This window comes from Methylobacterium sp. Leaf465 (assembly GCF_001424705.1).
In the GTDB taxonomy this organism is placed as follows: Bacteria; Pseudomonadota; Alphaproteobacteria; order Rhizobiales; family Beijerinckiaceae; genus Methylobacterium.
Window position 1 is genome coordinate 130,991 of record NZ_LMRA01000004.1, and the last position, 13,448, is coordinate 144,438.

Here is a 13,448-nt window from a genome sequence, read left to right on the forward strand (position 1 = left end):
TCAAGGGGGAATCGCTCACGGGAGGATTTCTTTGATCGCGAGGCTGTTTTCTTCGACCATCGCGTGGAAGGGCTCGAGGGTGCGGACATCCACCCCCTCGCTGGCGTGACGCTGGGCCAGGCTCATCACGGCCGCCGCCGCCTCGTCCACCGGAGCCGCGATCGACTGGATCAGGGTCTCGGTGAGTTCGTTGACGGTGAGGCCGGAGGAGATGCCGGACGGCGGCGCCTCGAGGGCGAAGCGCTCCTGCAGGCTCGCGCCGAGTTCGACGCCCATCAACGAGTCGAGACCGATCTCGGAGAGGTGGCGCACGCGGCTGATGTCGTCCTTGGGCAGGCGCAGGATCCGGGCGATGTCCTCCACGATGGCGTCGGCCACCGTCTTGCGCACCGAGTCGATGTCCTGCGTCTTGAGGAGCAGGCCGATATTGATGGCCGCCACCGTTCCGGCTTCCATCTGCTGGTCCGAACCGAGCTCGGCGTAGCTCGGGCTCTTCATGGTGGCGAGGCGCTCGCGCGCCTTGCCCCAATGCATCGACGCGATGGCGATCACGGCGTCGTCCGGGCTCGACCCCTGGCCTTCGAGCGCGTCGGCCATGAGGTCGAGGCAGTGGCGGGCATCCATCGGCGTCACGCCGACGCGACCCGCCAAGGTCTCCATCACCGCACGGTTACGGGCCAGCACGCCGACATCGCCGATGGCCCCCCAGGCGACGGCCAGCGCCGGCAGGCCGAGCTTGCGCCGGCGGCGGGCGAGGCCTTCCATGAAGCCGTTCGCGGCCACGTAGGCGCCCTGTCCGGGGTTGCCGATGAACGTCGTGGCCGAGGAGAACATCACGAAATAGTCGAGCGTGCGCGCGCGCGTCGCGGCGTCGAGATGCTCGGCACCGATGACCTTCGGACGGATGACCGTGTCGAGGGCGGCGGCGTCGATGTTGGCGATGAGGCCATCCTGGAGCACCATCGCGCCGTGGATCACGCCGGCGAGCGACCGGCCCCCGCGCTCCACCTCGGCCAGCAGCGCATCCACCGCCTTGCGGCTGGTGATGTCGCAGGCCATCGCGGCCACGGCGACGCCGCGGGCGCCGAGATCGGCCACGACCTGCTTGGCCTCGGGGCTCGCGGCCCCGTTGCGGCCGACGAGGACGATGTGCTTCGCACCCCGGTCCGCGAGCCAGCGCGCCGCCTCGATGCCGAAGCCGCCGAGACCGCCGGTGACGAGGTGGACACCCTCGGGAGAGATCGTGAAGGCGGACTTCTCCGTCTGCATCACGCTGCCGGGCTTCGGCGGCGCGATGACGATCTTACCCACATGCCCCGATTGCTGCATCAGCCGGAAGGCGTCCGAGACCTCGTCCGCCGTGAAGGGCTGGAAGGGCAGAGGCTTCAGCCCGCCCTCCTTGAACAGGGACATCACCTCCCGGAACAGCCGGGCCCCGTCCTCGCCCTGGTGCTGGAGCACCTGGTCGAGATCGACGCCGAAATAGGACAGGTTCCGGCGGAACGGACGCAGCCCGATATGGGTGTTGGCGACGTAGTCGCGCTTGCCCAGCTCGATGAAGCGGCCGAAGGGCTTGAGGACGTTGAGGCTGCGCTCCATCGCCTCGCCGAACAGGCTGTTCAGCACCACGCCGACGCCGTCGCCGGTGATGCGGCGGACATCGTCCACGAAGGCGAGGGAACGCGAGTCGAGCACGTGCTCGGCCCCCAACGCCTTGACCAGGGCGCGCTTTTCCCGCGAGCCGGCCGTGGCGATGACCCGCGCACCCTTCATCTTGGCGATCTGCAGGGCGGCCAGACCGACGCCACCGGCTCCGCCATGGATCAGGACCCACTCGCCGCGGCGCAGGCGGGCGCAGCTGACGAGGCCGTAATAGGCCGTGAGGAAGGCGACCGGCACGGTGGCGGCGGCCTGCGGATCGAGGCCGGGCGGGCTCGGGGCCACGACGAGCTCGGGGACGACGATGTGGGTCGCGAAGCCCGACTGCGCGAAGGCGACGACGCGATCGCCGGGCTTGAAGGCGTCGACGCCCTTGCCGACGGAGAGGACCCGGCCGGCCACTTCCAGCCCGAGGCGCGGACCCGCGAAGCCATCCTCCAGGATCTCCTCCGGCAGCATCGACAGGGCCCAGAGGACGTCGCGGAAATTGAGACCCGTGGCCTCGACCGCGATCTCGACCTCGCCGCGCTCGGGAGCCCGGCGGGCCGCCGGCCCCCAGGCCATCTCGTTGAGGCCGCCGGTGTTGCTGCGTTCCAGGCGGGCCGCCTCGGCCGGAACCGCATCGGCGCCGGGACGACGGGAGAGCTGGCCCGGCGAGAACCGGATCACACGGGTCCGGTCGGCGTCGAGGATGATCTCGGTCTCGAGCGTGCCCGAGAGGATGAGGTCGCGCAGCCGCTCGGCGGCGGCCTTGGTCGAGAGCGCCTCGGCGAGGTCGATCCGACGCACGTCGAGATTCGCCACCTCGTTGGCAAGCGTCCGGCTGAAGGCCCAGACGCCGGCCTCCACGGAGCCGGTCGGATCCCCCGCATCGCGGGTGGCGCCGGGGCAGACCACCCAGAGCCGGGTCTGGCGGCTGCCGAGATGCTCGACGCAGCGCTTCAGGCTCAGGCAGCGCTCCCGCAGGCGGTCCGCCGCGGCACCGGCATGGTTGAAGGCGCCTGCAAGGAAGACGACCGTGTCGGGGGTCTCGCGTTCCAGTTCGAGCAGCGACTGCTCCGAGTCGAGGATGATCGACACGTGGACGCCGCTCGCCACCAGCAGGGTCGCCAGGGACGAGGCCGTCTCCGCCGCGACAGCGTCGTGCGAGCCGATCACGAACGCGAAGGTCTGGCCGGGCGCCGGCTTGGCGCGCACCGGCGCCTCGGCGATGAACAGAAGATCGTCCCCGTTGGCGGAGACGGCGCGATCGACGGCCACCCGCACGAGGCCGGTGTCGCTCAGCGCACGCTGCCACCCGGTGATGTCGTCGAGACGGCCCACCGGCAGGTCGGCCGTGGCCTCGAACCAATCCGGGGTCAAGCCGAACACCAGATCGCGGAACAGCGACGCTCCCGGCTCGACGGCGACGAGGAAGCCTCCGGTCGCGAGCGCGTCGGCGACCTTGCCGAGCAGGGCTCGCTCGGAGCGATGCAGGACGTTGCTGGCCAGGATCACATCGAAGCTGCCTGCCGACAGCTCGGCCGTATCCTCGATGACGGTGAGGCCGCGGGGCAGGGCGAGGCGCGCCCGCTCCGCCAGGCGACGATCGGCTTCGAACACGGTCAGCTGCGCCTCGATGCCGTCCGTGAAGGCGGCGGCCTGCGCCGAGAGCGGTCCGAATCCGACCTGAAGCACCCGCAACGCACGGTCGCGGGGCAGGGCGGCACGGCCGGACTCGACGAGATCCGCGATCACGTCGGCTGCGGCCCGGGCCGTCGCACTGCGCAGGACGAAGGCGTCGAGGGCGTTCTGCGAGAGGGTCGGAGCCTCCGTCAGATCACCCGAGAGCAGCCGGCCGACGACGGCGCCGATATCGGCGGTGAGCACGAGTTCGGCCGAGAGTTCGGGGTGATCCGCCGCGATCCAACGCATGATCTCGTCGGGTGCCGGCAGGGACACGTCCTTGCGCAGGGTCCAGCGCTCGCCGTCGAGGGTGGCGAGGTCGCTGCTCTCCAGGGCGTAGAGGGCGTTCAGGAGCCAGGGGCGCATCGCCTCCGGCACGCGGTCGTCGATCGCCACGGTGCCGGAGCGCTGGAGGCCCTCCGCCAGGCGGTAGGCCATCGACGTCGCCCAACCTTCGAGAAGGAGGTGCCCCGGTGCCAGCGGCGCCTCGGCGGGTGCGACGGCGGCCTTGCAGGCCGGACGGATCGCGTCGGCGACGCGCTTTCCGCGCTCCATCGCGATGGCGGTGGGTTCGGTGGCAAGCTCGGGCCGCTGCGCGATGGCGTACGCGGCGAGATCGCTGCCGTTCTTGGAGCGGAGCGCCTGAAACCGCCCCTCGCGCAAGGTGGCGATGACGGCGCCCTCGGCATCCACCAGGGTGAAATCGGCTAGGATGCTGCGCTCGTTGGCACGCCGGGTCCGGATCATCGCCCGGGCGATGACGGCCCCCGGCTTGACGAGGCGGATTTCGCCGAAGCGAACCGGGACATAGGCCTTGGTCGACCCCTCGCCCATCAGACCGGCGAAGAGCAGGATGAGGCCGTGGAAGCAGGAATCGAGGCGCGCGGGGACGAGCCCGAAGCGCCCGTCGGCCTCGGCGGGCAGGAGCTCCGAGACGATGGTGGTCTCGTCGAGGCGCGCACTCGCCGCGACCTGACGGAAGCTCGGGCCGAAGCCGAGACCCGAGGCGGCGGCCAGGCGGTAGAGGCCTTCGCCCGCCACCGCGTGTTCGGCGGGAACGTGCAGGTCCACCGGGGCGGGCGCCGGGAAGGTCCCATCGATGATCTTGGCCGCGGCGTGGAGCTGCCAGGCGGCCTGGGTCAGGCGTGGCCGGCTGAGAATCTGGATGGCGTTGCCCGAGCCGGCGACCCGCACCGCGACCTCGCGCAGGGATTCCTCGCCGAACACCATCGGCGACTGGATCTCGAAGTCCGCGAGCGTGACGCTGTCCGTCTTCATCGCCTCGCGGGCGACACCGAGGGCCATCTCGATGAAGGCCGCGCCGGGCAGGATCGCCTGCCCGTCGATGCGGTGATCATCGAGGTCCGGCACCGTCGCGATGTCGACGTGGCCGTGCCATTCGAGGCCGTCCGGTGCGACGCGGGAGCCGTAGAGCGGATGATAGGGACGCGGCGTCGCCGCACCGACACCCTCGGTGGTCTCGGCGAGCCGGAAGGAGCGACGCTGCCACGGATAGAGCGGCAGCGACACGTCGCCCGTCGGATTCGCCCCGAAGACCGTCGCCTCATCGACGGCGGCGCCCTGCACGAGGGCGGCCGCGACGGTGCGGGCGATCGGATCGCCGCCCGCCGGCTTGCGGTGGAGGACGCCGATGGTGGCGTTCTCGATGCCGAGGGGCTCGATGGCGTCGCCGATATGCGACAGCAGGGTCGCGCGGGGCCCCACTTCGATGAAGACGCGGGCGCCCTGTCGGGTCGCCTCCTGAACGGCCTCGCAGAAGCGCACCGGTTCACGGATGTTGCGCCACCAGTAACCGGCCCCGAACTGATCTCCGGCCAGCACCTTGCCGGTGACGGTCGATACCATCGCGGTCGTTGCAGCGTGCGGCTTGAGCCCGGCGAGGTCCCGCAGCAGCGGCTTCTCGGTCGGGTTCATCAACCGGCCGTGGAAGGGGTACTCGAGGTCGAGCTTGCGCCCGCGACGACGCTTGCGCGTCAGCGCCTTCATGGCCGCATCGATATCCTCCACCGGGCCGGCCACCGTGATGGCCTTGGGGCTGTTATAGGCGGCGATGTCGAGGCTCGGGTAATCCTTCAGGAACAGTTCGATCTCGTCCGCAGGGGCGAGCAGCACGGCCATCGTTCCGAAGCCGCGCGTCGTCTCCTGGTGCTTGCTCCGGTAGAAGATGACCTTCACGGCCTGTTCGAGACTCAAGATCCCGGCGGCTTCCGCCGCGGCGATCTCGCCGACGCTGTGGCCGAGGACGTAGCTCGGCTTGAGGCCGTGGGCCCGCAGCGCCGTCGTCGAGGCGCTCGAGATCGCGAAGATCAGGGGTTGCGACACCCGCGTGAGGGCGAGGCGCTCCTCCAGATCCTCGGCGAACAGGGCCTCCTTCAGGGACCAGCCCGAAAGGGTGTGGAACAGGCCGTCGATGCGGTCGAAGGCCTCGCGGAAGACGGCGTTCTCGTCATAGGCCTCACGACCCATGCCGGCCCACTGACTCCCGTTGCCGGAATAGACGAAGGCGACCTCCGCCGCGCGGTCCACGGCGGTCCCCAGAAGGGCATCGGGGGCATCCTCGGCCTCACCGACGGCGCGCAGGACCCCCGGAAGATCGGCATCCAGGGAGACGGCCAGGCGCGAGGACAGACGCTCGCGACGATGGGCGGCGGCCGCGGCGATCCGGGCGATCTCGGCCTTGTCGGCGCCGTCGAAGCGCTCGGCGTAATCGAGGGCGAGTTCGTTGAGGGCGGCACGGCTCTGGGCCGAGAGCAGGAGCACTTCCGGCATCCGGGCCGCATCGGGGGCGACCGAGGCGGCACGAACCGGCGGGCCGTCCGTGAGAACGACGTGCGCGTTGGTGCCGCCGAACCCGAAGGAATTGACGCCCGCGAAGCGCGCCTTGCCATCGCGCGCCAGCGGCAGCGGCTTGTTCGTCACCGACAGGTTCAGGTCCCGAAAGGGAATCTCGGGATTCAGTTCGGCCGCGTGAAGCGAGGTCGGGAAGAGGTCGTGCTCGAGAGCGAGGCTGGCCTTCAGGAGACCGGCAAGGCCCGAGACCGGCTCGGTGTGGCCGATGTTGCTCTTGATCGAACCGATCGGCAGCGGCGCCTTGCGGGGACGACCGAGCTTGCCGCCGATGGCACTCGCCTCGATCGGATCGCCCACCGGCGTACCGGTGCCGTGGGCCTCGACGAAGACCACCGCGTCGAGGTCGATTTCGGCCTCGCGGTAGACCTGCTCCAGAAGCGCACCTTGGGCATAGCCGGAGGGCAGGGAGATGCCGGTGGTGCGCCCGTCCGAATTGACGCCGCTGGCCGCGATGACGCCGCGCACGGTACTGCCGTCGCGCAGGGCCGCTTTCGCGGATTTCAGCACGAGCACCACACCGCCCTCGGAGCGCACGTACCCGTCGGCGCTCGACGAGAAGGCCTGGCACAGGCCGGTGCGCGAGAGCATCTGCGCGTTCGAGAAGCAGATGAAGTTGAAGGGGCTCGCGAGAAGGTTCACGCCGGCAACGACCGCCGTGTCGATCCGACCGCTGGAGATGGCCGCCACCGCGGCATCGAGGGCGACGAGCGAGGACGAGCAGGCCGTGTCGACGGTGAAGCTCGGTCCCTTCAGGTCGTAGATGTAGGAGATGCGGTTCGACAGGATCGAGAGCGTGTTCCCGGTGGCCGCGTAGGCGTCCCCCGACGAGGTGTCGAGGACGCGCAGGTTGCCGTAATCCAGGGAGGAGGCGCCGACGAAGACGCCGATCTGGGTCCCCGCCACGTCCGAGGGGCGCAGCCCGGCATCTTCCAGGGCTTCCCAGGTGAGTTCCAGCAGCAGGCGCTGCTGCGGATCCATCTGCTCGGCCTCACGGGGCGAGATGCCGAACACGCCCGGGTCGAACGACCAGATGTCGTCGAGGACGCCGGCGGACCACGTATAGCTCTTGCCACGCTCCTGCGCGCGCGGGTGTCCGAACCGCTCCAGGGACCAGCGGTCATCCGGGATGCGACCGACGGCGCATCGCGCCTCGGTCAGGAGCTGCCAGAGCCCGTCGACGCTCGAAGCGCCGGGAAGCCGGCAGGCACGGCCGATGATCGCGATGTCTGTACGTTGTGTCACGTTCGATTCGCACACGCTCTTGAACGGGGGACAGGACCGACTTGTACCACCGGTGGCAACCAGCCCGATCCTTAGTATGGCTCCAGGCTACTGTCCAACCGGAGCGCCGGGAATCAGGGCAATCACCGACCGGACACAGGGACCCTGTTGCACGTATTCATCGATCATTCCGGCAAGATGAGGGAGCAAAGTGCCGCGCCTCACGACGACGACTGCTCGATCACATGCAGGAATTCCAAACAAATGCCACAAACCGGAACGGCTTCCCCGACCTGACTTATGGACCATCGCCGACCGAAGTCACCGGCCCGTTACGCCGGCATCCTGGCAAGGGAGGGACCTGGAGGCAGGAAGGATGCGGACCAGCGTCGCCCCCTGTGATTCAGACCCCGCTGCCACCCTGTTTCGCAACGGTTCATCGCTGTGCCGAAGCCATCCAGGGAAGGCGGATAGACCGGCTGATTACGGCGACTTTGCGGTGCGAGGGGACGACGCTGCGCCGCAACATCAGAGCCGATAGCGCGCGGCGATCTTCGAGAGATTGGGATTGTAGTACGGGTCCGCCCGCAGAACCGCCCCCCATCGGTCTTGCATCACCCGGACCTCGCGCTCGAACCGGGCCAGTTTCTCGGGTGTGTCCTCCGCGCCGCGGCTCTTCGATTCGTGGTGGATCAGCCGCGCATGCGGTGTCCACACGATCCGATACCCCTGCGCACGCAGCCTGAGGCAGAGGTCGACGTCGTTGAACGCGACGGCGAGGTCGTCCGCGTCGAAGCCCCCGCTCTCCGAGAAGACCGACGCCCGGAGGAGCAGGCAGGCGCCGGTCACGGCCGAGACCTCCTGCGTCAGGACCATCCGGGCGAAGTACCCGGGGTCGTCCTCGGACAGCCCGGGATGGCTGTGCCCGGCCACGCCGCCGATCCCGAGGACGATGCCGCCGTGCTGCAGCGTGCGGTCCGGGTAGAGCAGCTTCGCGCCCACCGCGCCGATGTCCGGCGTCAGCGCGATGGACACCATCTCGCGCAGCCAGCCGGGCTCGATGACCTCGACGTCGTTGTTCAGGAAGAGGAGCAGCGGCCCCCGGGCCGCTGCCGCGCCTCGGTTGGAAAGGTCGGAAAAGTTGAAGAGTCCGGGCACCGACACGACACGAACGCGCGCGTCGTTCGAATAGCGCGCGAAGAGGTCGCGCGTGCGGGGCTCCCGGCTGTCGTTGTCGACGATGAGCACCTCGATGGCCGGATAGTCCGTCGCGTCGAGAACACCCGCGAGGGCCACGGCGAGCAAGTCCGCGCGGTCGCGCGTCGGAATGATCACCGAAACGAGGGGAGCCGGCTCCGGGACCGGACGGACGAGCCGGTTGAACCCGAGGGGGCCGCGCACCGCCGTCGCCCGCAGGGGAGCGGCCACCTCGGCCAGCGCGCGCAGCCGCGCCACCTCGCTCCGCTCCAGGGCCCGGTCCGAGAACGTCCCCGAGCCGCCGGCGGCACGCCAGTGGTAGAGGATCCGCGGAATGTGCCGGATGCGATCCGGCGTCAGACGCGCCGTGATCCGCAAGAGGAGATCGTGGTCCTGGCTGCCCTCGAAGCCCGGGCGCAGGCCGCCCACGGCCCGGATCGCCTCCGTGCGGATCACCGTGAGGTGATTGATGTAGTTCTGGCCGTAGAGCAGCTCGCGATCGAACCCCGACTTGAAGTGCGGCTCGAAGCGACGCCCACGCCCGTCGATCTTGTCCTCGTCGCTGTAGATCAGAATGAGATCGGGCGCGGCACGGATCGCGGTCGCGACGTGGTAGAGCGCCCCCTCGGCCAGCACGTCATCGTGGTCGAGGAAGGCGACGAAAGGACCGGTCGCCTGCGCGAGGGCGTCGTTGGTGGCGCGGGCGATGTGACCATTCTCCGCACGCCGGACGACGTGAATGCGGGGATCCTGCTGGGCGTGACGGGCCAGGAGGCGTGGGATCGCCGGATCCGTCGAGGCGTCGTCGACGATCGAGAGCTCCCAGTTCGGATAGAGCTGCGCGCGGACCGACCGGATGGCGGCGTCCAGGACGCGCGGGGCGGGATCGTGCACCGGCATCACCACCGAGATCCGCGGCGCGGCCGGCCAGGCATCGATCGCGTCGCGGATGCGCCGCCGATCGGCCTCGGAGAGGGTATCGAATCGGGCGATCCACGTGGCGTAGCCGGTCTCCGTCCGATCGTGGAGGGCCCGCAGGAGCAGCGCCCGCCCGCGAACCTTGAGGCCGAGGGCGCGCCAGTACAGGGCGCGCGCGGCGAGGGCCGGGTTCCGGCGCAGGGCGCACGCGACGAGGCCGATCCGCCGGACCCGGCGGATCGCGAAACCGTCGAGGTGGAACCCCGTTTCGCGGGCGAGGGGCGCCAGGTGCAGGGCTCGCAACCCTTCGGGCAAGCGCCCCGTCCAGACGAAGCGATCCCCGCCCTCCGCCTCCTCGGAGAGGGCCACGATGCCGGGCCGACCGTCCGGGCCGAGGACCCGCGCGCTGAGGACCAGCCGGCAGACGCCCGCGCTCCCGACGTCCCGGAACCGGATCGTCGCCCAGGTCCCGCCGAGACCGGCATCCGCGAGGTCGAGGTCGAAGCCGGGGCCATCCGGGACGAAGCGCCGCGTCGAAGCCCCCCTGCGAATCCGGGGGAGCGAGACGGCCGGCGGCGAGCCGGACCGATTCGGGGTCTTCATCCCTGGCTCACTCCATCGCGGACCGTACCCGAGGCAGCAGGGCCGGACCTTCCCGCGAGCGTCATCGAACGGCGGGACACCGCAGGGCGGGCCCGATCATCGCCCCCGCTCCCCCGGTCGGCGTCGCCGCCCCAAGCGCGAACGGCCTTCCCGCGCCCACCGTCGTTCCCGCCCCGCATCGTTCCACCGCAAGCCCCAACCCGCCTGTTCCGGCCGCCAGCCCCGGTCGGCGCACCGGACCGGCCCGCGCCACCGGAAGGCGACCGGGCCCGGCTTACCGCATTTTCGCGGGTCACACAGGACTGATGCCGGGGCCGGGGATCGCCCGACCGGCAGGCCGAACATTCGCGCGGCGAGGGCCCTTGCGTACCCCGAACCCCCAGGCTATAGCCCCCTCCACCGGCGCCGAGCGGCACCGGTTAGGGCGCGTAGCTCAGCGGGAGAGCACTACCTTGACATGGTAGGGGTCACAGGTTCGATCCCTGTCGCGCCCACCATTACTCCTTGATCGGATTAGTGGTTCACGAAAGGCGGCCTTCGGGTCGCCTTTGTCGTTTCCGAGGGGTCATCCCGCAACGGCGACGCGTGGTCGATGGCGGATCGGCCGGGATTCCAGGTCCTTGCGGCTTGTCGGTGGCAGGCCGTGAGCCCGTCGTGTTTTCCGGGCGCGCCTGATCCCACGAGGCCGGAGCCGTCACGAACCAAGGCGTCACGCGCGTCCGATCACGCAGCCGCGAAAACCGCGTCATCCCCCCAGACATTTCCCGCCCGAGCATCGCGCGACCAGGCGCCCCCCCCCCGGAACACGCGCGCGCGAATCCGATCGCGGGAGGCCTCACGACAGAGAACAGCCGCCGCCCCCGAGGGGAGACGACGGCTGTCGATGAGCGGCCGCGGACCGGTGTGCGGCCGTTTGGTCAGGCTGCCGTCAATCAGGCGTAGAGCGGAGCGGTGTAGACCAGGAAATCGTCCGCATGGAGTTCGACGGGCTTCGTGTCGAGCGTCGCGAAGACCACCGCCTTGCCAGCCCCAGCGGTCCCATCGGCATCGAAGGAAACGTTTCCGCTCGTGCTGTCATAGATAATCGTCGGCGCTCCCTTCTGGGAGATCTCGTTGCCGGGGCGCAGAATGAAGTGATTGTCCACTCCGGTGCCGTCCACCAGCTGAGCATAGCCATTGTAGATCGGCGTGCTGTTGTTGAAGACACCGAAGATCGAGCTGTCGAGGACGATCTTGTCGAGTCCAACCTGGAAGTCGGTGATGTGGTCCAGGTTACCCGACGTCAGAGACGCGTCGAAGATGAACTTGTCCGCCCCTGCACCGCCGGTGAGGACATCGCGACCGGACCCACCGGAGATCACGTCGTCCCCAGCGCCGCCGTCGATCGTGTCGCTGCCGGCTCCCCCACGCAGGCTGTTCATGCCGCTGTTGCCGACGATGATGTTGTCGCCGTCGTTGCCGGAACCGCCGATATTGGCCGACCCTTCCAGGTAGAGGTTCTCGAGATTGACTCCGAGCGCCCAAGTGACGGTCGAGTGAACGTTGTCGATTCCGCCACCCTCACCATTGAATTCGACGATTTTATCGTCCCGGTGGTACACGTAATAGGTGTCATCACCAGCACCGCCTTCCAGACGACCGGCCTGGGTCAGCGAGGCGTACAGAATATTGTCACCATCGGTGCCGCGATCGAAGTATCCGAAAGCCATACTCAAATTTCATCCGTAAGACTTTTGTACGGTGAGGACTATGAAATACTGAATATGCCAAATAATTAAGCTCTCATAAAGTGTTGCCTGCACTTTATCGGGAAATTTATAAAAAATCGAACTAAATCTAAGGGCTTGACGCTGCCGATGTGAACTTAAGCTGCCTAGACCGTCTTGTCGGCAGTTGTCTTTCCCAAGACAACCTACTTCCGTGGTGGAGAACTGGCGTAGAGCGCCGGCCCCAACCCCGTCTAGCGGATAGTTTTGACGAAATGCGCTTTCATCTGACCGGAGATTTGCGAAGTGAATTCTCCGCACAATCAGCCAGACACGAACGGAACAGGATCTGGAAGAGACGCTGAACGAACATTCAGACTGTGACGTTTGCCGCAGTGCCCGATCAGACTTGGCGGGTGACAATCTTCTGCCGCCGGCCATCAACCGGCCAGGGTCACGGATGGACATTCCGGCGACTGGCCCGTTGCTGCGTTGCTGCATGCGGCGGGCGATCAATAAAAGGGCCCACGCGGATGTGATCACAACATTGCGAGGGGAGGGGGGAGCCTGCAGCAGGATCGGGCGCGCCTGCACGGAGGCTCGCGTCGCACGACTCCGTCCGTGTCACGACACCGGGTGCGTGGCGTCGCAGGCCGATTCGACCGAGACTCATTCCAGGAACAGATGGATGCCGAGAACCCGATCGGCACAGGACATTCGGCCGATCCGCACGTCGGCCCGCACGGCGGTCCCTCTGACCGCCCCCTAGTGCGTCCGTACCAGAAATCGCGAGCGTGACCGGAACAGGATTGCGCACGATTCGTTTGCGCACAGTTGCTGATGCACCCGGCGATCGTCTTCCGGGATGCAGCCACGCTTGGACCGACGAAGCCACTTCGGCAGACGACGACGGGAGACCATCATGATCGACACCCACCGTGTGACCGGTACCGCCAAGGAACTCGCCGGCAAGGCGCAGGGCGTCATCGGCGATCTTGCGGGATCCCGGGATGATTCGGTGAAGGGGCGCCTGCGTGAAGCCCAGGGCTCGGCCGAGGACCTCTACGGCCAGGCCAAGGACGTCGTCCGAAACGTCGCCGACGAGGTCTCGGATTATGCCGAGGACGCCTACGACCAGGGCAAGCGCCAGTTGCACGAGGTCCATGAGCGGTCCGTCGCCTGGCCGCACGCCTCGCTTCTCGTGGCCGGCCTCGTCGGCTTCGGCCTCGGCCTCCTCGTCAGCAAGCTCTGACCCGTCCACGCCGCTTTTCCAGACCCACCGAACGTTCGGAGTATCCCGTGTCCACGTCCCCCCTTCTCGCGACCCCGGCCGTCTCGGCCGACACCCGTACCGTGCTGCTGAACCAGGTCTCCTGGGGCGCCATCTTCGCCGGCGCCGTCACCGCCCTGGTGACCCAGGTCATCCTCAACATGGTCGGGGTGGGCGTCGGCCTGTCCAGCGTCGGACCCGTGGCCGCCGACAACCCGGCCGCCTCGACGCTCTCGCTGAGCGCCGGCCTCTGGTTCGTGGGCTCGGGCGTGGTCGCTTCCCTGGCSGGCGGCCTCATCGCCGGGCGCCTCTCGGGCAAGCCCGTCACGGGCGCGGCC

General features: G+C 68.7%; 4 protein-coding genes, 1 tRNA gene and 1 pseudogene. 3 read left to right on the forward strand and 3 right to left on the reverse strand.

Features of this window, described 5'->3' with window-relative positions; translation table 11 throughout:
• Positions 1-15: 15 nt before the first annotated feature.
• Together ASG51_RS04905 and ASG51_RS04910 are read right to left on the reverse strand one after the other, a co-directional pair.
• Positions 16-7,437 (reverse strand): type I polyketide synthase, encoded by a 7,422-nt coding sequence (locus tag ASG51_RS04905; RefSeq protein ID WP_156389573.1) that lies wholly within the window; start codon positions 7,435-7,437, stop codon positions 16-18.
• 507 nt (positions 7,438-7,944) lie between these two features.
• The gene (locus ASG51_RS04910; RefSeq protein ID WP_056379460.1) at positions 7,945-10,134 is read right to left on the reverse strand and encodes a glycosyltransferase family 2 protein; all 2,190 of its coding nucleotides are present in this window, start codon (positions 10,132-10,134) and stop codon (positions 7,945-7,947) included.
• Between the two features lie 422 nt (positions 10,135-10,556).
• On the opposite strand from ASG51_RS04910, the gene ASG51_RS04915 reads away from it, so the two are divergent.
• Positions 10,557-10,631 (forward strand) — tRNA-Val (locus tag ASG51_RS04915).
• Positions 10,632-11,066: 435 nt separating this feature from the next.
• On the opposite strand, the gene ASG51_RS04920 is transcribed toward ASG51_RS04915, so the two are convergent.
• Complete coding sequence (locus ASG51_RS04920; RefSeq protein WP_056379462.1) at positions 11,067-11,843, reverse strand: calcium-binding protein; 777 nt, start codon at positions 11,841-11,843, stop codon at positions 11,067-11,069.
• Between the two features lie 919 nt (positions 11,844-12,762).
• On the opposite strand from ASG51_RS04920, the gene ASG51_RS04925 reads away from it, so the two are divergent.
• Together ASG51_RS04925 and ASG51_RS04930 are read left to right on the forward strand one after the other, a co-directional pair.
• Entirely contained in the window at positions 12,763-13,092 is a 330-nt protein-coding gene (locus ASG51_RS04925; protein ID WP_056379464.1) for a CsbD family protein, read from the forward strand.
• Between the two features lie 47 nt (positions 13,093-13,139).
• A pseudogene (locus tag ASG51_RS04930) lies at positions 13,140-13,448 on the forward strand (PhnA-like protein); the annotation flags it as partial.

Bases quoted from the DNA above. Each gene is read 5' to 3' on its own strand.
- ASG51_RS04910 (WP_056379460.1), bottom strand. From the start codon at position 10,134: ATGAAGACCCCGAATCGGTCCGGCTCGCCGCCGGCCGTCTCGCTCCCC.
- ASG51_RS04920 (WP_056379462.1), bottom strand. From the start codon at position 11,843: ATGGCTTTCGGATACTTCGATCGCGGCACCGATGGTGACAATATTCTG.
- ASG51_RS04925 (WP_056379464.1), top strand. From the start codon at position 12,763: ATGATCGACACCCACCGTGTGACCGGTACCGCCAAGGAACTCGCCGGC.